The sequence below is a fragment of the Agathobaculum sp. NTUH-O15-33 genome, assembly GCF_033193315.1.
In the GTDB taxonomy this organism is placed as follows: domain Bacteria; phylum Bacillota; class Clostridia; order Oscillospirales; family Butyricicoccaceae; genus Agathobaculum; species Agathobaculum faecihominis_A.
In genome coordinates, this window is sequence record NZ_CP136187.1 from 3,849,460 (window position 1) to 3,872,128 (window position 22,669).

The following is a 22,669-nucleotide window of genomic DNA, read 5'->3' on the forward strand; positions in this document are numbered from 1 at the left end:
AAGGTAACCGTTTTTATTATGATATAATTTTTATCATAAACGACGTTATGATAGGACATGTTGCTTGTGATTGGCGAAATTTTACAAGAGCTACGAAAGGATCGACACTTAGAACAAGCCGAGCTTGCGGAGGCTTTTGGTGTAAGTCGGTCTACTATTAGCTCATATGAAGTGGGCCGAACAGAACCCCCAATTGAAATATTATGTAAATACGCATCATTTTTTAATGTTTCTCTGGACTATATATGTGAAATGACACGTGACCTTCCTAATACATACTCGGCAGGTACACAATTTGAGCTGGAAAATAAGGAAATCTATCCTTTAAGTGATTTTGTGAAAGCCATGAATTTTCTGTCTTTGCCAAAGCGAAGTCATTTGATTCAACACTTAAACTACTTGACGCAACTAGAGTTGTACGAAAAAAAGAATAAAAAGCCGCCTAAAAGCAAGTAATTTCATGTGCTTTCAGGCGGTTTCATTTGCTTTTAGTCTTAGAAACTTCGCAATACAATAAAAAGGAGATGCCATACAATGTCCAATGAAAAGAAAAAGCTTGCAGTCGAAGTGGGGCAACGAATTGGTTTCCTTCGGCAGAAAGTCGGCATGACGCAGGAGCAACTGGCGGAAAAAATTGAAACAAATGCTAAGTATATTACTGTTCTTGAATCCGGAAATAAAGTTATGCGCATAGATACTTTCGTAAACATTTGTAACGCGCTCAATGCTGATTATTCGTATTTACTCACAGGAAATGAGCTATTACAACAGAGCAAACAGTTACAGCAAAGGCTAGAAAAGCTATCTACAGACGAATATGCGGCGTTAATCGCCTTTCTCGATGCCATTACAAAGGATAGGTAGAATATGTATTGAAGCGTGAAACTCGCTGATTATGATGCAGTCAGGTGATTTTATGAATTATAGCAGATTAAAAGATTTAAGAATATACGAGGATCTATCACAGCAAAAAATTGCTGATATGATACAATGTCATCTTCATTCCTATCGTAACTACGAGAATAAATCATGGGATACTATGCCTTTGTCCAAGGCGCTGGTTTTAGCCAAATTTTATAATGTTTCAATACGCTATTTATTTTGCGAAACAGAGGTATCGGAAAAGTATGCTATTCAGCAAAACGAAATAACAAAACGGATGCGATATATGCGAAAAAAGAATGGATTTAATCAAGAAGAGATGGCTGCTAAGTTATTTTGCAGCACCTTAACTTACAAACGGTATGAAGCAGACGCACTTGATATGCCAATGGGCCCTGTAATATCGCTTGCCCGCATATATCACATCACGCCTGACTTTCTAATTGGGGAAGGAAATATTCTTGAATTTTGAACTGCCACCCTTACATTAGCCTATATCGGTGGCTCGCTTTGCTCGCTCATTAAAAACGCGGCAGTAGCCGCGAGCGGCCGCGTGGGGTCACGCGGCCCTACATGCGCGCGCTTCGCCATGCGTAGGGCAAGGTGACCCCACCAATGTTATTAAGATAAGGGAACAAGGGATTCACCGAGATTGTAGGGCGCGACGCCCTCGGCGCGCCGAGAGCGAAGCACCGGGATAAGTGAGAGCATCAAACAGGCCGGTACGGCCGAGCGAAGGGACATGGTTTCTCAGGAAGTATTACGCCCCTTCGAGACGGCGCGCCGAGGGCGTCGCGCCCTACTAGCCCGGTGATCCCCTTGTTTTTCCTATGCGTTTCCCTTACTAAATGACATTGGTGACCCAACCCTCCGTCCCGCGGCTACTGCCGCGCATTTTATCGCGAGCGCAGCGAGCCACCTGAAATATCGGTGGCTCGCTTTGCTCGCGCATTAAAAACGCGGCAGTAGCCGCGAGTGGCCGCGTGGGGTCACGCGGCCCTACATGCGTGCGCTTCGCCATGCGTAGGGCGGGGTGACCTCACCCCGCCCTCCCGCGGCTACCGCCGCGCATTTTATTGCGAGCGCAGCGAGCCTCCGATCCCGGGTAGGGCGGGGTGACCTCACCCCGCCGCCTCGCGGCTACTGCCGCGCATTTTATTGCGAGCGCAGCGAGCCACCTATTGACAAGCCCCCGTTTGTTCGGTATGCTTGAGTATATCGTGATTGTCGGATTTAGGAATAGAGGGATTGATTTTGATGAATGAAAAGGAATTATTAGCTTCCATTTCCGAGCTATTTGAGCAGCAAAATGAGCGAATAGACAAAAAATTCGACAAGATTGATCGAAGGTTCGAGCAGATCGATCAGAAAGTTGAGCAAATGAACACAGCGCTTTCCAAGCTACAGATCAATCAGGAAGGCATCATCATGCCGCGCCTTGATCTGCTTTTTGAAGGACACACCAGCATATTGGAAAAAATGCAGCACGATACCAGACTGCAACTGATTCAAGACCGTGTCGATACGTTGGAAAGTGCCGTGAAATACCTTTCCACCGAGCTAAAGCATTTAAAAAAAGCGGAATAACTACATAGAAAACGCCTGAGAGCATGTTTATAACTTGCTCTCAGGCGTTTTTTTCATTCTTTAGTCGCTCGCCGCCGCGCGCCGCGCGCCGCCTATCCGTTCCGGCAGCTGCGCCAGAACGATGGCGGCAAACATGAGCACGCACCCAAACAGCTCGCGCACGCTCAGAGTCTGCCCCAAAATCAGCCAACCCGCCAAAACGGAAATCACCGATTCCAGACTCATGATGAGCGAGGCCACGGCCGGGTTCATGCCCTTTTGCCCGACGATCTGCAGCGTATAGCCCACGCCGCTGGACAGCAGGCCCGCGTACAAAACAGGCGCCCACGCCGCGAGGAGCTGCTCCCACGAGGGCTGCTCGAACACCAGCATGCCGACGGCGGCAAAACCCGCGCACACAAAAAACTGGATGCACGACATTTTAACGCAATCCACCTTGGGCGAAAAATGGTCGATGACCAGAATATGCAGCGAAAACAGCAGCGCGCAGATCAGCACCAAGCCGTCCCCCAAGCTGATGGAGAACCCATCCTTGATGCAGAGCAGGTACAGGCCAACGAGCGCCAGCCCCACCCCGCACCACACCTTTGCGCCGCACCGGCGGCCAAACAGCAGGCCGATCAGCGGCACGATCAGGATATAGCACGCGGTTAGAAAGCCCGCTTTGCCTACCGTGGTGTACAAGATGCCGACCTGCTGAAACACGCTGGCAAAGCACAGCACCGCGCCGCAGCACACGCCGCCGAGCAGCAGCGCCCGGCGGGCTTTTCGCCCTTCCTCCCGCGTTTGCTTGGGATTTGTTCCCGTTTGGCGCAGCACGGCGATCACCGGTAAAAGCGCAAGCCCGCCGATGACCGAACGCGCGCACACAAACGTAAACGGGCCGACGTGCTCCATGCCCACGCTCTGCGCCACAAAGGCAACGCCCCAAATGGTGGCGGTCAGTAACAATAACAGTGAATTTTTTAACTTCATAGAGACCCTTTTATTTTACCTTTTCAATCTGCCAGATATCGCGCGCGTATTCCGCGATTGCGCGGTCGGAAGAGAATTTGCCGCACATGCAGATGTTGTGCCAGCCCTTTTTCGCAAAGGCAAGCTCATCCTGCGCGTCGCGGTTGACCTGCTTCTTCGCATCCAGATAGCGGCCAAAGTCCAGCATAAGATAATACTGGTCCGGGCGCTGCCAGTCCGCGCCGTGCAGGATCGAATCGTACAGCTCGCGGAAATCGCCAGAGCCGCCGTCGTTCAGCGTGCCGTTGACGAGCGCGTCCATCACGCGGTGCACGCGGCCGTCGGATTCGTAAATGCCGTGGGGATTGTAATCGTTCGCGCGGTCGTTTATTTCTTCCACATGCGCGCCGAAAATGTAGTTGTTGCTTTCGCCCGCTTCCTCGACGATCTCGACGTTCGCGCCGTCCAGCGTGCCGAGCGTGACCGAGCCGTTCGCCATCAACTTCATGTTGCCGGTGCCGCTGGCTTCGGTGCCCGCGGTGGATATCTGCTCGGAAACATCGGCCGCCGCGACCATATACTCCGCGCAGGAAACATTATAGTTGGGCACAAAGACGACGCGCAGCTTTTGCCGCACCTGCGGATCGTTTTCTATCACGCGGGCCACCTCGCCGATCAGCTTGATAATCGCCTTGGCGCGGCGGTAGCCCGGGGCCGATTTGCCCGCGAAGAAATAGGTGGTGGGCTTAAAATCGTTTAGCTGGCCTTCCTTGATCTCGTAATACAGCTCCAAAACAGCCAAAATGTTCAGGAACTGGCGCTTATACTCATGGATGCGCTTGATCTGCACATCAAACAGGCGGGTCGGGTCGACGGTGATGCCGTGCGTCTTTTGCAGCCAATCGGCAAATTCGCCGCGGCGGGTGCGCTTAATGGCAAGGAATTCGCGCATCACGGCTTCGTCGTTCTCATAACGCGTCAGCTCGGTTAGGGCGGAAAGGTCGGTCAGCCACCGGTCGGAACCGAGCAAGCGGGTGAGCAGCGCGGCGAGTTCCGGGTTGCACAGGGCAAGCCAGCGCCGCTGGGTCACGCCGTTGGTCTTGTTCTGGAAGCGCTCGGGATAGACGGAATACCAATCGCGCAGCACGCGGTTTTTGAGAATCTCGGTATGCAGGCGCGCCACGCCGTTGACATAGCGGCCCGCGAACACGGCCAAATCGGCCATGTGGGCGCAGTTGTCCCGGGTAATAGACAGGCGGCCCACCACATCGCCGGGCACGCCTTTTTCCGAAAGCTCCTGCCGCAGCTTGCCGTCGATCTTCTCAATGATCGGGTACAGGCCGGGCACGGCGCGTTCCAGCAAATGGCGCGGTAAGGTTTCCAGCGCTTCGGGCATAACGGTGTGGTTGGTGTAGGAGAAAACGCCGCGCGTAATCGCGAAGGCGGCTTCAAAATCCAGCCCTTCCTGCATCAGCAGGCGCACCAGTTCGGGAATGGCAAGCACGGGGTGCGTATCGTTGAGCTGTACGGCGTGCAGGGCGGCAAACTGCGAAAAATCGTTTCCGTGCCGCTTCTTATACTGCCGCAGCATATCCTGCAAGGACGCGGAGGAGAAGAAATACTCCTGCTCCAGACGGAGCACCTTGCCCTCGTCACCCGAATCGTTCGGGTAAAGCACGCGGGAGATATCCTCCGCGCGGTTCTTTTCCGCGACCGAGCCGTCGTAATCCTGATTGTTGAAGCGGACAAAATCGAACGGCTCCACCGGCTCGGCCTGCCACAGGCGCAGCGTGCCGATGTGATCCGTGCCGTAGCCCAAAACCGGCATATCATACGGCACGGCGCGCACGGTGCGGCAGCCGTATTCGATCAAAACCGTCTCATCCTCGCGGCGGATCGACCACGGATCGCCGTATTTGGTCCAATCGTCCGGCACTTCCTTTTGGAAGCCGTTATCGATCTGCTGCTTAAACAGGCCGTAACGGTAGCGGATGCCGTAGCCGTCCAGCGGCAGTTCCAGCGTGGCGGCGGAATCCAAATAGCACGCGGCCAAGCGGCCAAGGCCGCCGTTGCCGAGCGCGGCGTCCTCTACCTGTTCCAGATCGGCGAGGGATACGCCCTCGGCCCGCATCATCTCGTCGACCTCTTTCGTCAGGCCGAGGCAGAGCAGGTTATTGAAGATCGCGCGGCCCACCAAAAACTCCGCGGAAAAGTAAAGCGCGTGGCGCGCGTTTAAATGCTGCTCGCGGCTCTTCTGCCAATCATCCGTGATCACGCCCACCAGCGAGCGCGACAGCGCCGTGTGCAGCTCCGCCGGGGTGGCGGTCGCAAGGGTCTTGTGATAATCGGTCTTGAGCGCGAAATTCATCGCTGCCTTTACGGCTTTGGTTCGTTCATTCATCTGTGTGTCCTCCTTATCCTCCAAAAGCGGCAAGCGGCGGTACAGCGCCGTTTCGCGCCGAAGCCGCGCCGCTAATGTTCCATCAAATTGGCCGGCGCAAAGGCGCCAGACCCAGTTGCCCCCGAGCGTCGAAGGCGTGTTCATCCGCGCTTCCGACGATAGGCCGAGTATATCCTGCATGGGCACGATGGCAAGATCGGCCACGCTGGCCCATACCGAGCGCAAAACGCCCCAGTTCAGGCCCTCCCGCTCGTTTAGGCGCAGATAGGCCTTGGCAAAGGCCACGTCCGCGGGCGGCGCGGCGCGCATCCAGCCCATGATCGTATCGTTATCGTGCGTGCCGGGGTAGACCACGCAGTGCTTTTCGTAGTTATGGGGCAGGTAATCGCTGTTTTCGCGGCTGTCAAAGGCGAATTGCAGCACCTTCATGCCGGGGTAGCCGGTCCCGCGCAGCAGGGCGCGCACCGAATCGGTCAGGTAGCCGAGGTCCTCCGCGATCACCGGCAGCGGGCCGAGCGCTTTTTCCGCCGCGCGGAACAGGCGGATGCCCGGCCCCTTGCGCCAGCGGCCGCGTTTTGCGTCTGCATCGCCCGCGGGCACGGCGTAATAGCTGTCAAACCCGCGAAAATGGTCGATACGCAGCCGGTCAAACCGGGAAAGCAGCACGGAAAGCCGCCTGATCCACCAGCGAAAGCCGTCCTTTTCCATCACGTCCCAATCGTACAGCGGGTTGCCCCAAAGCTGCCCGCCGTCCGTAAACCCATCCGGCGGCACGCCCGCGACCTCGCGCGGCAAGCGGTCGCCGTCCAGTTGGAACTGGACCGGGTCGGCCCACACCTCCGCCGAATCGAGCGCGGCATAAATGGGCAGATCGCCGATCAGGCGAACGCCCTTTTGCGCCGCGTATGCGCGCAGCGCGTTCCACTGGCGGAAAAATAAGTACTGCACCGCGCTCCAAAAGGAGGTCTGTTCAGCCAAGTCCCACTCGGCACGCCGCATTGCGGCAGGCTCGCGAAAGCGAAAATCGCGTTCCCACGCCGTCCACGGCGCGCCGCCGTGCGTTTCCTTTAGCGCCATGAACAGCGCGTAAGGCCGCAGCCAGTCGGCGTTTGTTTGCTTAAACCGCCGCAGATCGGCGGGCGGACTTTTCAGCAGGCGGCGAACGGCCTGCCTCAGCACCGGGAACCGGTTTCGATACAAAAGCCCATAGTCGACCCGCGCGGGGTCACATCCCCAGTCTATGCCCCGCAGCTCGGCCGGAGTGAGTAACCCATCCCGGACCAGCTCATCCAGATCGATCAGGTAGGGGTTACCGGCAAGCGCGGAAAAGGACTGGTACGGCGAATCGCCGTAGCCGGTGGGGCAGATGGGCAAAAGCTGCCAGTAGGACTGCCCGGCATCGGCCAAAAAATCGATAAAGCGCCGTGCCTCGCGTCCCATGGCGCCCACGCCGTGGGGCGAGGGGAGAGAGGTCAGATGCAGTAAAATACCGCTTTGGCGCATGCGGTCACCCCCTTTCCAGTGAAAACTCCATAGAGCAAGCATATAACATTTTTCGGTAAAATGCAAGGCGCGGGGCGTGAACAGCGCAAAAAGCTGTTGCAGTTTTCGGGAAAAAGTGGTAAGTTAAAGATACCGAAAGCCGCGCCGTATGGCGGCGCGCCAACCGGTGCAGACTATGTTTTGGAAAAGAGGCGGTTCTTTATGATGGAAAAGTTAAGCGACGACTTAAAGAAGATCTTCTTGGCCGGCGTGGGCGCGGTCAGCGTGACGGCGGAAAAGTCTGGCGAACTCATCGATAAGCTTGTCGAAAAGGGCCAGCTTACCGTGGAGCAGGGCAAGGTGCTCAACGAGGAGCTCAAGCACACCGCCAAGGAAAAGGTGAAAAGCGCGCTCGATATCGACGACAGCGCCGAAGGCATAGCTGCCCGTATGGACAAAATGACGCCCGAGGAGCTTGCCGTCCTGCGCGCAAAGCTCGATGCACTCCAAGGCGGGGACGCATCCAAGGAAGGGTAAAACCTGCCCGCGGCTTTTCCCCAAACGGGAAAGCCGCGGGCGATTTTCTATTGTAAAGTGGAGAAAAAAATGGACGAGAAAAAAACCGGCCGTGGATCGCGCCTCGGCGAGATCCTGTCGGTTCTGCGCCGGAACGACGTCATGCACGGGCTGGACCCCAAAAAGCTGCGCACGATCTTGGAGGAGCTTGGCCCCACCTTTATCAAGCTGGGGCAGATCCTGTCCATGCGCGCCGACCTGATCCCGCGCAAATATTGCGACGAGCTGGAAAACCTGCGCACCGAAGTAACCCCCATGCCCTTTGAAGAGGTGGAGGCCGTGGTGACCGAGGAATACGGCGCCGCGCTTACCGACCTATTTTCCTCGTTCGACGCAAAGGCCTTGGGCTCGGCCTCCATGGCGCAGGTGCACAAGGCCGTGCTGAAAAGCAGCGGCGAAACCGTGGCCGTCAAAGTGCAGCGGCGCGGGATTTTTGAGACCATGCAGCGCGACATGCAGCTGCTGCGCCGCGCCGCGGGCATGCTCAAGGCCGTCACGGGCGAGGGCATGCTGGACGATCTGCTTACGATCTTAAACGAAATGTGGGTCGCCGCGCTGGAGGAAATGGATTTTATCATAGAGGCCGAACATATGGAGCGCTTTGCGCGCGATAACGAGGGCATTGTTTACACCGGCTGCCCGGTGGTAAAGCGCAACCTGACCACGCGGCGCATTCTGGTGATGGAGTATATCGACGGCATTCCGATCAACGATCTGGATGCGCTTAATAGCGCCGGGTACGATCCGGAGGAGATCGGCGCCAAGCTGGCCGAAAGCTATGCCCGGCAGGTGCTGGACAACGGTTTTTTCCACGCCGACCCGCACCCGGGCAACTTATTTGTGCGCGGCGGTAAAATAGAATGGCTCGATCTGGGCATGATGGGCGAACTGACCGGCCGCGACCGGCAGCTGTTCGGCAAGCTGATCTTCGCCTTTGTTTCGGGCGATGTGTACGCCCTCAAGGACGCGGCGCTGCTGCTCGGCGTGCAGCGCGGCGAGATCGACCACGCGGCGCTGTACGGCGATATCGACCTGCTGCTTTCCAAGTACGGCACGGCGGCCTTCGCGGAGATCGATCTGGGCGAAGCCTTGCGCGACCTGACCGATATTTTCAACCGCTACCATCTGGGCCTGTCGCCCGGCCTGAGCATGCTCGCGCGCGGCGTGATGACGATCGAAGGGGTATTGAGCCGCGTCAGCCCGTCGATCAATTTTATTCAGATCTTCTCCGGCCATATGACGGAGGCCGGCTTTGAACGGGAGGGCCTCGCGCACGAGCTGCGCGAGCAGGGCATGCGCCTGCTTCACACGCTGCACAAGGCCGTGGATATCCCTTCTTATATGGCGGATGTGCTGAAAATGACGGTCAAGGGCCAGACCAAGGTCAATCTTGAGCTGACCGGCTCGGAGGAGCCGCTCCGCCGCATTGACCGCATGGTGGACAAGCTGATCCTCGCGATCATCACCACCGGCCTGCTGGTCGGCTCCAGCCTGATCTGCACGACCGATATGAAGGGCAAGCTGTTCGGCATTCCCGCCCTCGGCGCGGTGGGCTATCTGCTCGCCATCCTGCTCGGCCTGCGCCTTTTATACGATATCGCACGGAAACGGTAGAAAGACTAAAAAAAACAAGCCCGATTTGGCGATACCAAATCGGGCTTGTTTTTATGGAGCTGTTGACGAGATTCGAACTCGTGACCTCATCCTTACCAAGGAGAGCAAACTCGCATATTTTCTGGGTTTCGAGGCGTAAAGCAACCAATGTGTAACCAATAACATCGGATTGACTACACTAAACTGGACAAAAAAGATAATATCTTGCTACAATAGAGAAAAAGAATGAAGGAAAATGGCAGCCATCTGCACATCCCAGAAACTTAGCTTTTTCTGACCGGCCCTATGCCGCGTCTTTGTAAATCACCAGCTTGCGGATGATGTAATTATAAAGGAAAACAACACCGGTCGCAATGATTTTTGCAATCATTTGCTCCAGTAAAAACTGTCCTTTCTTAATAGGTAAAAGCTGTTGTGTTTTATCAGTTGCCGTTATATAGTAAAGATAAGATCACTGCGCGAAAGGAGGGCTATTATGTTTTCAACTGTAAAAAAGCCAGAGACCGAGGTCGTACAGAAAAAGCCCATGCCAAATCGAACTGGCATACCAAGCCCCATGAAGCAGCGCTTTGAAGCTGCATCCGGCTTTTCGCTGGATGATGTGCGCGTGCATTACCATTCGGATCAGCCCGCCCGCCTTCATGCGCTGGCCTATACGCGAGGCACCCAAGTACACATCGCCCCCGGACAAGAGCGCCATCTGCCGCACGAGTTAAGCCACGTGGTACAGCAGAAGTCAGGGGTTGTGCAGCCAACCGCATTTATCAATCATATTCCAGTCAACGCAAGTCCCGCATTAGAGCGGCAAGCCGAGCGAGGAATCAGCGGAGTGCATTTTACCTCCAGCGCCGCCAGAACCGGCTGCACCGTTACCCAGCGGCTGGCCATCATGGCGCAGGTTCCACTAAGCGAGGGAGAAAAAGTGCAGTTTGATAAGTTAATAAAGGTCGCGGAGGCTGAACAATGCGGTTCAGGCGCAGTAGATTATGCATCTGTGCGAAGGCTCTTGCATAATGATGCTCCCGAGATATGTGTTAATGATCCCTACGAAATAATCGCTTTTTTGGGCCACGCGGGCCCGGAATTTATTGGATATATGACTCCTGACAGCATTGTGACAACTGTGAAAACAATTTTAGATAACAGTGAACCGCTGCTGAAAAAGGATGAATCGGCGCATAGTGTCGGACCCGCTTCCCCCGATTCCGCAACAAAGATGCAAACCAGCTGGCGCGGAGCGATTTATCTGATGGGCTGTCAAACAGGACGGGCCTACCGGCAAGATGAGTCACAGCCTTTGCCGCCTGATCAGGAGTCTCTCGCGGACAAGGTGAAAAATTGTTATAACAAAAGCATCTCCCCCGATGTCACGGATGTGGTAGGTACATTTTTACGGTTATTTGCAGTATCGGAGGATCCCGATAATGAACCTTTTCACGGAGCCTATATAGACTATACAAGTCAGCCGAATATCACAGCACTTTTCGGCGAGGCATCCGTCAACAATTTGGCACACACCCCCGAACTGGTACAAGTATTACGTCTGATTCATGATATCAATGGCGCGTTTGGTACCATTACTAAGATAGTAAATGTCTATTTACACACAAATGCATCCCAAACGATCTGGCCAATGACAGGCAGTGATTCCAGTAAGATGCGGCAATCAGCTCTCGATTATGCATTCGACAGTCTTCCTGTATTAGTGAATGGCCTTCGCGTTGCGAAGGATAAACTTCCAAAAGGCTTTTCTTCTAATAAAGCCTTATGTTCCGCTATGAATGCAGATATTAAAACAATTGAAGACTGTGTACAACGTTTGCAGGCTGCCCTAACGCAAATTAATGCACTGATCCATGAAATTGCATCAACGAATCATAATCCGTGTGAAAGCACAGATCCGAATTGGCAACCGTCCGAAAAAAATTTAGATGAGTTTATCCAAAATTGCAACTTGGCTCCGATATCATGGCGGGACAGCTTTCCTGTGTTTTTTCATGCTTCTTATCAATATCGTTATAAGCAAGCCGTCGATTCACTCGTAGCCGCTATACCAAAGGATGATTCCCTCATGTACCGAAACTATATGTCTCTGGACCCATCAGATGTTAATTCGTCAATCTCTACAATTTCCATGGAATTTAGTTCAGTAAATGAATCGTACCATACGAAAGAAGCGGCCCTTGGCGCATCCTACCCCAGCACTTGAAATCCAATAGCGATCATTGTGAAGAAATCCCCCTTCCTTGAGCCCAATACGTTATGACCAATAGATTATAGAAAGGCCAGCGCCTCAAAGACGCTGGCCTTTCATTTCGTTCGGGTCTAATATCTTATTGGAGGTAACGTTCCCCCCTCGCTGTATAAAGCCACGGCCGCTGCTTATTTCTTTTCTACCCTTCAGTAGGATCCTTCGGGGCAGGAGTCGGCGCCCGTTCCACCTGAGAAATGAATATCCACGGATTATACTCAATAGGAAACGGTGGAATATTCGCGTAGCTGAGAATTTCTTGAGCCAGCGTATACGCATCCTTTACCGTAAACACGCCTTCATTCGGATCGAAAAAGTATAGCTCGCCCTTTTTATCGCGCCACAAAGCCATTTCGTGAGCAAAACCCGGATACGTATGGTTGTTCGCATCCGTACCGCTTTCATATACAGTTAGCCACAGGAGCATTCCGCAGCCCGGTCGTAGGCTCGTCATGCGCGTGGCGAGAGCATGAACTTGATCCGAGTAAGTGCAATCCACCACTTGCATTTTTTTGTTGCTGCATAGCGAAACATACCAACGATCTACATCTTCCATTATGCTGCCGCCGCTTTGGGGAATATCCGCAATGGATGGATATGGGCTTACTGTTGTCAGTATTGGATAGTTGTACTCATAATCAGCAGAAAACTTGCAGTAATTGTTAGCAATCTGCTTAAAGTACATTAAGTTATTGGTATCTTCAAAATTATTGAAAAAAATGCTGGCGGGATAAACGTCAGGGGTTTCAAACAGGCATCGGAGCCATTCCATGGAAAGCATATAGCAAATACCGCCGCTAATCAGCGCATAGTCTGTAGGCCGTATTGCGTAGCTTGGCTGCAGTTCGTGCAAAAGTATGCTTTGATCGAATACAGATTGCTGAATCTGTGTAGTATATCTGGACATTGTTTTCTCCTCCATTCATCAGTCTTTTGTTTCGCGGCGCTTTAGCCCAATCGCCAGCCACCGCCATGCCCGGAGGATTCGCACTCGTCTATTTCGACCACGCGGCCCGCAAGGGTTATCATGCGATCCACCCGGTTTTGGCGCAAATCCCATTCGTCGAAGGAACAGTTTTTGTTTCCTCCCCAGCCGGTGGAAGCCGCCGCTACCATAGTAAATATTTTGAGTATACCAAAATGCTCCTTTACCGCCTTGCAGACCGCGTTCGAGCCATATACGCCGATTAAATAGTGATTCGGATTTTCCGCCGGGTCCGCAAAGCATGCGCTTACGCCACTGAAATAGGACATGATTTGATTGCGTATTTCATCGGCGTCGGCGTCGAAATCCACAGCGAAGTAAATCGGTGTATCATGCGGTTGCTTTAAGCTTGCTGCCAGTTTGAGCGCCCGTTTTGCCTGTGAAATACCCGTCTGATCGGAAAAGCACTTGGCTTCGTTGTTATACTCCTGATAAAGGGACACCACATACAGGCTGTTATCGGAAATACGTCTGGCTTCCTCATAATGCATTTGCTTCCATCCCCCGTTAATATAACGCGCGACGAATCCATAGTTCTGCTGCTTTAAATCCTGCAACTGCGCGAAGGATAAGCTTTCCGTTGTATCGCAACCTTTGGCCATGTTATTCATCCTCCTTTCCATTTTATAGAGATATTTATATGAAATACACACGGCCGGGCGCGGCGCCTTTCGGCGCCTGCGCTCACGGACCGCGCGTATGGGAAATATAAAAGAAACAGAGATTTGTGCGGTATTGCGGAAAAGACGAGGTTTACTTACTTCTGATCCTCGATCTTAAAGGTATAACCGTCCTCAGCGTTGCCATAGAGGGCAACCGTAACCTCGGAGACGCCTTCCAGATTCTGCTCAAAGAAGGAATCGGAGTTAAGTACAGCGGAGCTAAGCTGATCGCCTTCCTGAATTTCCGAAGCAACGCCCCAGTACAGCTTGGGATGCAGCACGAAGGTTGCCTTTTGGCCATACGCAACGGTCTGCTTGGTCATCATCAGCTTGCCGTCCTTGTACAAATCCACGCTGACACCGTTACCAACATGTACGTTGTTGGATACGTCGATGGAGCGGGTATTGCCCGCGGTGCCGTCGGCCGCGATCGTGATGCCGGTCTCGTCCTCCTCGACGACATAGCGGCTGCCGATGGAGCTGATGAGCGTCTTGGTCTTGCAGGTGTGGTCATTCCACGAAGCAGAAATCATGGTTTCGATCGGGTATGTGATCGCGCAGGAAGAGCCGCGGCCAATCCGGTCGATGACCTTCCATGCCACGCCCTCATGCAGGCAGTCGAACGTGGGGATTTCATTCTTCAGAAACAGAAAGATCTTGGGCATATCACGATTCATGGATTTGTTGACATAGTTGATCTTAATCAGGTTACTCATAGCTAAAACAATCCTTTCAAATTAAATAGTTGTATATTATGATGGGTGGGTTGATCGGCCCTCTGTACCGAAGGCCCCGATACCCATAAACGCGGGTATCCATCAGATCAAACCGCGGTTAAGACTGCGATTCGACCTTGAACATATAGCCGTCCTGCGCATTGCCGTATAGGCCGATCGTCGCCTCGGTAATGCCCTCAAGATTCTGTTCAAAGAAGCTGTCCGAGTTAAGTACGGCGGAGCTAAGATCCTCGCCCTCCTGAATCTCCGAGGCAACGCCCCAGTACAGCTTGGGATGCAGTTCAAATGTGGCCTTCTGACCATAGGCGACGATGCGCTTGCTCATTAAAATGCGGCCGTCCTTGTACAAATCCACGCTGATACCGTCGTGGGTATGGATATCGCTGACCACATCAATAGAGCGCGTGTCCGTTGCAGAGCCGTCCGCCAGCAGGACGATACCCGTATCATCCTCTGTAACGATATAGCGCTGGCCAGTGCACACAGACAGGCTTTTGGTGTTGCAGGTGCCGTTGTCCCAGCTGGCCCTGACCATCGTTTCGATGGGGAAACTGAATGTGCAGGCGGATTCGCGCCCGACCTTATCGATGACCTTCCACGCAATTCCATCTTTCAGAGCGTCAAAGGTAGGCAGCTCGTTTTTGGCAAAGACAAAGATCTTAGGCTTGTCCAAGTTCAGCGAGCGGTTCACGTAGTGGAGCTTTACGGTTGAGTTCATGAAATAACCTCCTAAAAATTTTGATTCGCTAAGGCGACGTCTCCTTCGCGAGTAGAAAAGCGGCAGTGTATGTTTTTCACTGTCCGCCAGTGGCTTAAACCATGATCAAAGTATAGAAGACATTGGGAATATCCGCAAGATACCTAAAAAGGTAGCTTGCTAAAGAAGTACCGTATCCTACCCAAATAGGTCTGTTTCAATCGATCGGTCCAATCTCCTCCAGCCTGATCAGACCCGACTGCAGTGCCTTTACCACAGCGGCGGTACTGGAATTCACTCCGAGGCGCGCAAATAGGGCCTTTTTATGATAATGTATGGCATCGCGGCTTATATGTAAGCCAGCGGCCGCCGCTTGCTCAGTAAGGCCCTTGGCCATACAGAGCAGCACATATCGCTGCTTATCGCGGAGTGCATTCGTTTGCTGCGCTTTTCGTGGTGACGCCTGTAATTCACACTGCACGCAATGCACAAGAAGTCTATGTAGCGCAATATTTTCTCCTGACAGGGTTTTCTGCTCAGTGAGCAATGCCACACATTCCGCATCCGGCGTAAGACGTATCGGCGCCGCGCAGCAGGAGCAACCATTTAGAAAGGCGCAGTAGTGTTGCTGCGCACTGGTTTCCACCGGCTCCAGCACCCGCAAGGAAAGAGCGACAGCGTTTGCGCCGCTGTACCGTTCATCCAGAGAGTCTCCTTCCGTCAGGCAGCAAAAGCTATCTCGTTTGGTATGCAGCCGAAGAATCACACCGTGGCAATCGGTCATCAGGAATGCCGTTCGCGGCGAGAGCGATGGAAGCGCTGCGGCCGCCGACCGATCGAACGCGGCAAGAACTGTCTGATCATGTTCCTGCGCTCGCTCGCGCCGACCGGCTGCCAATGGTGCTCTCAGTTCAGGCGAAAGCCCACTTTTCGCGCATCTTTTCCACGCGAGCAAAAGTTCCTTTTCTAACGTCTGTTTTTTCATTTTTGCATCTCCTTTACATTTGCGGGGTAAGGAGCAAATGTAAAGGTCTGAAAAAGTCAGCGCCGGATACGGGTGATTGGTCCGAGAAACTCTCATAGCGCATCTCCCAGCCGATTCCCGCGATTGAGTGGTCATCAGTCAAACATGCACAAGCCAGCAGCTTTACCGCGAGCAAAGCCGCCTTCGATTAAAAAAATTGACGCTTTAAAAAAAGCGTCGATAAAGCTGCCGGACAACGTGGTTTGTTCCGTTGATTCTATGGTTTCATAGTAATTGATATATGTAAGGCAATCAAGTATTTGGCATAAAAGGTCATTTTTTGGCGTTAAAAGGTCTCTGTAAACAACGGTATGCGCATACTGGTATATCCACACGCCTCTAATTTAATATCCACATAAAAATCGACAGAGGGCAGGAGTATGCATAGCAATACTCCCGCCCTCTGTCATATAAAGCTGCGTCTGCCGCTTATTTATGCGCTCTTCTTCTCAAGTCTACCATCAGTTTTTTGTTCAGCGGCGCTTCAGTCCAATCGCCAGCCACCGCCATGCCCGGGAGCCTCGCACTCGTCTATTTCGACCGCGCGGCCCGCAAGATTTATCATACGGTCCACGCGGTTTTGACGCAAATCCCATTCGTCGAAGGAACAGTTTTTGTTTCCTCCCCAGCCGGTGGAAGCCGCCGCTACCATAGTAAATATTTTGAGTATACCAAAATGCTCCTTTACCGCCTTGCAGACCGCGTTCGAGCCATATACGCCGATTAAATAGTGATTCGGATTTTCCGCCGGGTCCGCAAAGCATGCGCTTATGCTACTGAAATAGGACATGATCTGATTGCGTATTTCATCGGCGTTTGCGTCGAAATCCACAGCAAAGTAAATCGGTGTATCATGCGGCTGCTTGAGACTTGCCGCAAGCTTGAGCGCCTGTTTCGCCTGTGCAATACCCGTCTGATTGGAAAAGCACTTGGCTTCATTGTTGTACTCCTGATAAAGGGACACCACATACAGGCTGTTATCGGAAATACGTCTGGCTTCCTCATAATGCATTTGCTTCCATCCCCCGTTAATATAACGCGCGACGAACCCATAGTTCTGCTGCTTTAGCTCATGCAGCTGCACGAAGGATAAGCTTCCCGTTGTACTTAAGCCCTTTGTCATATCATCAATCCTCCCATAAATTTTATATTAAAACCGAGTATCCTGCAGTGAAGGGATCATTCCGGTGCTTCCACATCTTCATAGTAAGCGATGCATTTGTTGTAATCAAGCGTTTGGCATGATAGGACACTTTTTGGCGTCCAAGAGCTGTTGCAGACAATTTATTTAAGCCTGCCTGTCAGCGGCAGGCAGACCGAAGCGTGAAATTGCGTGCCATCGCCCCAAAGCTTGGCGACACCGTGATATTTTTCGGTTATTTGGCGCACCGATGCCGAACCAATACCCAAGCGGTCACTTTTGCTGGAACGGAGCGTGTCACTGTCCGACAGCGGCTCGCCGGTGTAGCTATTGTCCATCACAATGATCAGCGCGCCGCCTTCCAGACGAATTGCTAAGCGGATAAACCGTTCCGGCCCTGCTTGCCGTTTGCAGGCCTCCACAGCGTTTTCCAGCAGATTGCCGAGTAAAACCACCATATCGGTATCGGGGATACACGCCGATTCCGGGTGCTCTACCTTGGTCTCGAATGGAATGCCCTGCTCGGTCGCGCTTCGCGCATAGTAGGACAGCACGGCGTTGACCGCGGGTTCCCTGCAAAAGAGAAGCGGCTCGTCTGCGGGCAATGCTTCACAATAACGGGCTGTGTATTGCTTGAGGGCCTCCCGGTCATCGCTTTGCAAAAAGGCCTGAATTGCCACCATGCTTTGACGCAAATCGTGCCGCGCACGCCGCGTTTCTTCGATGCGGCTTTGCAGATTTTCGTATTGCAGCGCCTGAAGCGATAGCTGGTAGTTTTCCTGCTTGAGCGTTAAAACCGTATCATTCTCCCATACCAAACGCAGCACCAAAGAAAGCACGAAGCAGAAGCCCGCACTGATCACCATAGCGAATGCGAAATTTCGTGTATCGGCAGAAAAATGGAGATAGCCGCCGGCTGTCAATAGATTATAGTAGAAAAATACACAGAAGGTCGCGGGCACCAACCATAAAAAGCGCCAACTGCCGTCGGTGGTATGTAGGGAGATCAGCGTGGCAAGCCGGTGCGCCATGAAGTAGTGGCAAGGTGGGAAAAAAACAGCCCATACGAGCGCAAGAGACAGGCATGCTTCCATGCCGTACGGCGCGCTGCTAAAGCGGCTGCCAAATAGCTTATCCCCCAAAAAGCTGTACAAAATAGCGACAAGGCTGGCGAAATTCAGTACCGTCAACAAAACAAAAAGGCTTTTGGAAAGCGGCACGCGGTAGACCAGTAGGAACGCTAATACATACAGCACAATCCATAAAACGGAGAGCGGCGCTCCTGTCGCAGGGTGCGCCGCAACCATCAGGCGGCGACCGATGCCCAAAATATACAACACGGCGGCTGCCGCCGCCGTATGGCCGCGCACATGCGGTTCATGACGCAAAGGGGCGGCGGCCAGCAGCGAACAAGGAATGATATCCAGCAGTTCATATACCATAAGCTGAAACAACAGAGACATATTCATAGCGTCTCTGTTCTCGTGCGCACAAACAGATAGTCCGCGTACTTCTGCATCAGCCTTTTGTGCTCCTTCCGGCGGAAGGGCACGCGCTCATCTGTGTCCATCACAAAGTCGTATTCGTCTATTTGCTTTACATGTCCCATATGTAATATACAGCCGCGGTAAGAGGTCAAAAACTGCCGGTATGGCGCGAGCATGACGCTTAACGCGGCAAAGGTCATACGGCTGCGGACGATATGTCCATCGCCCAAATGCAGGCGGCAATAGTGCCCCGCCATATCGCAGTAAACAATATCATCCACCATGACCCGTCTGCCTTCGTCCGTGCAGGGCAACACGATATAATCCGGCCGGCCGCCGGTGCCGCCGAACGCCGCCGTGAACGTGCGGTCAAACCGTTCCTCTGTAAAAGGCTTCACCAGATAGCCCGACGCGCCGACTAAATACCCGTCCACGGCATAGTCCAAACTCGTCGTAATAAATACCAGCTTGGCGTGCCGATCGCATAAGCGCAGCCGTTCGGCGGTCTGCATGCCAGTCAATCCGTTCATGACGCAATCCAAGAGGACCAGATCATAGCGGTTTATTTCAAGCGCTGCCAAAAAGCTTTCGCCGCTTGCGTAGCAGGATAAAAGGGGCGGCTGTTCGCCCTGCTTTTGGCACCAGCGCTGAATACCGGCGGCAATGCGTTCGCGGTCTCCTACTTCGTCGTCCACGACAGCTACCTTCATCAAAACACCATCCTTCCCATATTGACACATCTATTGTAACATATTGTCTATTTTCTGTCACCCTTCGACGCCAAAATGCGTCCTTTAATGCCAAGAACTTGTATCCCAGTAAATGTTATGGTATTTTTATAAAGAGACGGCCGCGCGCGGCCGACAGAGCGAACGCAGTCCGCCGCGTATGACGGCCGATGCAGAAAAGGAGATTGAACATGGAGCAACAATTACACACCGGTGATATCCTTATTTTTCAGGCGGAGGATAAATGGATCAGTAAGCTGATTGCCTGGGGCACGTTTTCCGATGTCAGCCATGCCGCCATGGTAATGGCAAATGGACAAATGGTCGAAATGGGGCTGGACGGCATCATGTTGAACCTGATCGGATCAAACGGCGGCGATCCGGCCTATCAGCTTCGCTTGGATCCCCCACAGGATACTGCGCCGCTGGCCGCGGCGGCGGCGCGGTATCTGGATCAGCGGATCTGCTATGACATACCCGCGCTTATATTGCTCGGCATCGCATTGATCTTCCGGCACCTGCATCCGAGTGGACCTGTTTACAGCCTGCTCGATCAGTTGATCACCGCCGCCTGTGTGGAGCTGGATAAGTTGATCAATAAAATACTGGGCCATCCAGACGCAATGGTCTGTTCCCAGCTTGTCTATCAAATATATCAGGACTGCGGCACTCTCTACCATCTTCAGGTTCGAAACGGCGCGCTGCAAGCGAAAGACAGTGCCGACACGATATGCCTTGCGGATTGCGCCGCCTCGCTACGTATGGAAGATTACAGCGCGGCGAAGCTTCCGCAAAACTCAGTTTCGGACATCGAAAAATTGTCTCGCGAGTTGATGCTCGCACTATATGATGCGGAGGATATAAAGGAATACATGGCTCCGCCGCAGCAGTTGGTCGTACAAACAAAAACCCTTCTAACGCAGTTAGAGAAGCTGGCAAAGCTGACTGACCAGCCGCTGGAATCGCTGCTTGTCATGCCGTCCGACCTTGTCTATCACACGGATAATCTATGCCGTGTGAACACAGTTTCCGTAAAACGGCTGGAACGCCTCCGTTGAACCGGTGTCCAAAAACATTTCCGTACCATGCACTAGCTTTATCAAGCGCCCCTCCGCACCGCAGGCTCTCGGTGCGAAGGGGCTTTCCATATACCCAGACGATCGTCGCCCATAGCGTTTGCGATAAGGCCTCGCCCTGAGTGCCCCCCTGCCCTGCACTGGACACACGCTACATGAAAAGGTATAATATACAGAAAGACTACGTGTTAAAGGGTTGACATTATGCAGCAAATCAATGTAACAATGGATGCTTTCAGTATTGTATTATGTCTGATCCTAATTGGCTGCTCGTACTTTGACCGCAGGAGCGACAGCGCCGCAAGGTATTTTTTCATGATGTGCATTTGCAATTTGGGAATGTTGATTGGCGACCTGCCAAACTGGACCTGCGAAGGCACAACCGCTGTCTTTGCTGTATTGGCGCTGCAATGGGGATCTCTGCTTTATTTTGCTTTTTCAGCGCCGCTGTTGCTGTTCTTTACCGGCTATCTCATTCACTATCTGATATCCAAGGTGCATGTGCGCCCGTTTTATTGGCGCGCGGCCTGCATCCTTTGTATCATGCAGCTGATATGCAGTCTGGTATCGCTGCAAAACGGGATGTATTTTCACATTACCGCAGATAATTATTACCGGCGCGGTGATTGGTTCTGGCTTTCGCAAGCTATTCCCATTGCGCTATTTCTGCTTAACGCAGTACTTATTTATCGCTACCGCGCGCAGCTGCGCCGCCGCGAACTGTTTTTTCTGGCCAGCTATATCCTTCTTCCGATCGCGGCAGAGGCGATTCAGATCCTCTTTTATGGCGTGGCGCTCATGAACACCGCCACCACGCTTGCGCTGCTGCTCGTTTACATCAATATTCAGTTGCAGCGTGAGCTATATCTGGAGCAGCAGGAACGCCGACTCGCGGAATCGCGCATTGACATTATGCTGAGCCAGATTCAGCCCCACTTTCTTTACAATACGCTTACCGCAATTCAACAGCTCTGCGAAACCGATCCACGGCAGGCCAAGCAAGCGACGCTTGATTTCTCCCGTTTTTTGCGAGCCAATATGAATTCGCTGACAAGCAAAGCGCCTATTCCCTTTGCGCAAGAACTAAACCATGTAGAAACATATCTTTCGCTGGAACGCCGCCGCTTTCCCAACCGCTTGCAAGTATGCTATGAAACCAGTGTGAATAACTTTAGCTTGCCGCCGCTGACGCTTCAACCCATTGTGGAAAACGCAGTGCGCCACGGTGTGCTGCGGCGCGAGGAAGGCGGCTGCGTCACGATCCGCACGGAGGAGACCGACCGCGCCTTTCTCATTATCGTTTCGGACGACGGCGTAGGCTTTCAGACCCCGACGGACGATCGGCTGCACGTGGGTATTGAAAACGTACGCAGCCGTCTGGAGGCGCTTTGCGGCGGCGCGCTTTTTATCAACAGCACGCCCGGCGTAGGCACGCGCGTGACCATTACCCTGCCGAAGGAGATAAACCCATGAGATTTCTTGCTGTAGATGATGAAGACCTTGCGCTTCAAAATTTAATGGACGCGATTCGCGACGCGGCGCCTACATGCGAGCTGACAGGCTTTACTTCACCGCGCGGAGCGGCGGCGTATGCACGGGTCAATACGCTGGATGTGGCGTTTCTCGATATTGAGCTGGGCAGCGCCAATGGCCTGACGTTCGCGAAGGAGCTGAAGGAGCAGCAGCCTAACCTACGCATCATCTTTGTCACCAGTTATGATCAATATGCTGTGGATGCATTCGCGGTTCGCGCGACCGGCTATCTGTTAAAACCTGTGACAAGCGAGGATATTCGGCGCGAACTAACCTTTGCATACGGCGCGCCGCCACGGGCGGCGCAGGTACGCGTGCAGACCTTTGGCGGCTTCGACGTATTCGCGGACGGCAAGCCGCTCGTATTTAACCGGGCCAAAGCCAAAGAGCTGCTCGCGTTACTGGTCGACCGGCGCGGCAACGTTGTGACCACACGCGAGGCCTGCGCTGTGCTTTGGGAGGATATACCCTATACGCGCATGCAAAAAAACTATTTTCAGACCGTTGTAAGCGATCTGCGCGCTACCCTACGCGACGCGGGCATGGAGGATATTTTGGTGAAAAGCCGCAACGCGCTTTCTATCGCCCCCGCAAGGCTGGACTGCGACAGCTACCGCTTTCTGGACGGCGAAGTACGCGCCATCAACAGCTACCGGGGCGTCTATATGCGCAGTTATAGTTGGGCAGAGTTCCGCATAGGAGAATTTGAATGGCAGCTTTAGCGGGCATTGAATTTTAAGCTTGCTGCAAAAGACAAACAGGAAATAGAGCCGACAGGCTGTCAAAAAAACTATTTTTGACAGCCTGTCGATCACAAATTCACAGCCACTGCTGTTTCTCACTATAATAGGC

The 22,669-nt window shown here is 53.1% G+C and carries 20 protein-coding genes and 1 pseudogene; 10 read left to right on the forward strand and 11 right to left on the reverse strand.

Going from position 1 to position 22,669, the window contains the following annotated elements; translation table 11 throughout:
- Window positions 1-66: 66 nt before the first annotated feature.
- The 4 genes from RWV98_RS18640 to RWV98_RS18655 all read left to right on the forward strand — a co-directional run bounded on the left by RWV98_RS18640 (window position 67) and on the right by RWV98_RS18655 (window position 2,469).
- Window positions 67-456: a helix-turn-helix domain-containing protein gene (locus RWV98_RS18640; protein WP_317862746.1), complete on the forward strand. Its 390-nt coding sequence runs from the start codon at window positions 67-69 to the stop codon at window positions 454-456.
- 78 nt (window positions 457-534) lie between these two features.
- Window positions 535-864: a helix-turn-helix domain-containing protein gene (locus tag RWV98_RS18645; protein WP_317862747.1), complete on the forward strand. Its 330-nt coding sequence runs from the start codon at window positions 535-537 to the stop codon at window positions 862-864.
- Between the two features lie 52 nt (window positions 865-916).
- A complete protein-coding gene (locus RWV98_RS18650) occupies window positions 917-1,354 on the forward strand; it encodes a helix-turn-helix transcriptional regulator (protein ID WP_317862749.1) in 438 nt (145 codons plus the stop codon).
- A gap of 785 nt (window positions 1,355-2,139) precedes the next feature.
- A complete protein-coding gene (locus RWV98_RS18655; RefSeq protein WP_317862751.1) occupies window positions 2,140-2,469 on the forward strand; it encodes a hypothetical protein in 330 nt (109 codons plus the stop codon).
- Window positions 2,470-2,529: 60 nt separating this feature from the next.
- On the opposite strand, the gene RWV98_RS18660 is transcribed toward RWV98_RS18655, so the two are convergent.
- From RWV98_RS18660 to malQ, 3 genes and pseudogenes are all read right to left on the reverse strand, one after another.
- Window positions 2,530-3,444: a DMT family transporter gene (locus RWV98_RS18660; RefSeq protein WP_317862753.1), complete on the reverse strand. Its 915-nt coding sequence runs from the start codon at window positions 3,442-3,444 to the stop codon at window positions 2,530-2,532.
- A gap of 10 nt (window positions 3,445-3,454) precedes the next feature.
- Window positions 3,455-5,824, reverse strand: coding sequence for a glycogen/starch/alpha-glucan phosphorylase (locus RWV98_RS19530; protein WP_442872126.1), 2,370 nt, complete (start codon window positions 5,822-5,824; stop codon window positions 3,455-3,457).
- Between the two features lie 45 nt (window positions 5,825-5,869).
- Window positions 5,870-7,369 (reverse strand): annotated as a pseudogene (gene malQ, locus RWV98_RS19535) (4-alpha-glucanotransferase); the annotation flags it as partial.
- A 159-nt stretch (window positions 7,370-7,528) separates the two neighbouring features.
- Here malQ and RWV98_RS18670 point away from each other — a divergent pair.
- The 3 genes from RWV98_RS18670 to RWV98_RS18680 all read left to right on the forward strand — a co-directional run bounded on the left by RWV98_RS18670 (window position 7,529) and on the right by RWV98_RS18680 (window position 11,705).
- Window positions 7,529-7,843 (forward strand): phasin family protein, encoded by a 315-nt coding sequence (locus RWV98_RS18670; RefSeq protein ID WP_280961719.1) that lies wholly within the window; start codon window positions 7,529-7,531, stop codon window positions 7,841-7,843.
- Window positions 7,844-7,912: 69 nt separating this feature from the next.
- Window positions 7,913-9,496, forward strand: a complete 1,584-nt coding sequence (locus RWV98_RS18675) for an ABC1 kinase family protein (RefSeq protein ID WP_280961720.1) — start codon at window positions 7,913-7,915, stop codon at window positions 9,494-9,496.
- 475 nt (window positions 9,497-9,971) lie between these two features.
- On the forward strand, window positions 9,972-11,705 hold the full coding sequence (locus RWV98_RS18680) for an eCIS core domain-containing protein (RefSeq protein ID WP_317862760.1): 1,734 nt from the start codon (window positions 9,972-9,974) through the stop codon (window positions 11,703-11,705).
- A 184-nt stretch (window positions 11,706-11,889) separates the two neighbouring features.
- Here RWV98_RS18680 and RWV98_RS18685 read toward each other — a convergent pair whose 3' ends face one another.
- The 8 genes from RWV98_RS18685 to RWV98_RS18720 form a co-directional block, all read right to left on the reverse strand.
- A complete protein-coding gene (locus RWV98_RS18685) occupies window positions 11,890-12,654 on the reverse strand; it encodes a hypothetical protein (RefSeq protein WP_317862761.1) in 765 nt (254 codons plus the stop codon).
- Window positions 12,655-12,695: 41 nt separating this feature from the next.
- Complete coding sequence (locus RWV98_RS18690; protein WP_317862763.1) at window positions 12,696-13,334, reverse strand: glycoside hydrolase domain-containing protein; 639 nt, start codon at window positions 13,332-13,334, stop codon at window positions 12,696-12,698.
- Between the two features lie 155 nt (window positions 13,335-13,489).
- Complete coding sequence (locus RWV98_RS18695) at window positions 13,490-14,110, reverse strand: hypothetical protein (RefSeq protein WP_317862765.1); 621 nt, start codon at window positions 14,108-14,110, stop codon at window positions 13,490-13,492.
- Window positions 14,111-14,228: 118 nt separating this feature from the next.
- Complete coding sequence (locus tag RWV98_RS18700) at window positions 14,229-14,849, reverse strand: hypothetical protein (protein ID WP_317862766.1); 621 nt, start codon at window positions 14,847-14,849, stop codon at window positions 14,229-14,231.
- A 196-nt stretch (window positions 14,850-15,045) separates the two neighbouring features.
- The gene (locus tag RWV98_RS18705; protein ID WP_317862767.1) at window positions 15,046-15,813 is read right to left on the reverse strand and encodes a LuxR family transcriptional regulator; all 768 of its coding nucleotides are present in this window, start codon (window positions 15,811-15,813) and stop codon (window positions 15,046-15,048) included.
- Window positions 15,814-16,336: 523 nt separating this feature from the next.
- Complete coding sequence (locus RWV98_RS18710) at window positions 16,337-16,975, reverse strand: DUF1906 domain-containing protein (RefSeq protein WP_317862768.1); 639 nt, start codon at window positions 16,973-16,975, stop codon at window positions 16,337-16,339.
- 161 nt (window positions 16,976-17,136) lie between these two features.
- Complete coding sequence (locus tag RWV98_RS18715; RefSeq protein ID WP_317862770.1) at window positions 17,137-18,462, reverse strand: GHKL domain-containing protein; 1,326 nt, start codon at window positions 18,460-18,462, stop codon at window positions 17,137-17,139.
- Window positions 18,459-19,190, reverse strand: a complete 732-nt coding sequence (locus RWV98_RS18720) for a LytR/AlgR family response regulator transcription factor (protein WP_317862772.1) — start codon at window positions 19,188-19,190, stop codon at window positions 18,459-18,461. The genes RWV98_RS18715 and RWV98_RS18720 overlap by 4 nt, the downstream gene beginning before the upstream one ends.
- Before the next feature lie 209 nt (window positions 19,191-19,399).
- On the opposite strand from RWV98_RS18720, the gene RWV98_RS18725 reads away from it, so the two are divergent.
- The 3 genes from RWV98_RS18725 (at window position 19,400) to RWV98_RS18735 (ending at window position 22,539) form a co-directional block, all read left to right on the forward strand.
- The gene (locus RWV98_RS18725) at window positions 19,400-20,266 is read left to right on the forward strand and encodes a hypothetical protein (protein ID WP_317862774.1); all 867 of its coding nucleotides are present in this window, start codon (window positions 19,400-19,402) and stop codon (window positions 20,264-20,266) included.
- Window positions 20,267-20,488: 222 nt separating this feature from the next.
- On the forward strand, window positions 20,489-21,757 hold the full coding sequence (locus tag RWV98_RS18730) for a sensor histidine kinase (RefSeq protein ID WP_317862776.1): 1,269 nt from the start codon (window positions 20,489-20,491) through the stop codon (window positions 21,755-21,757).
- On the forward strand, window positions 21,754-22,539 hold the full coding sequence (locus RWV98_RS18735) for a response regulator (protein ID WP_317862778.1): 786 nt from the start codon (window positions 21,754-21,756) through the stop codon (window positions 22,537-22,539). Before RWV98_RS18730 ends, RWV98_RS18735 begins: the two co-directional genes overlap by 4 nt.
- Window positions 22,540-22,669: the final 130 nt, after the last annotated feature.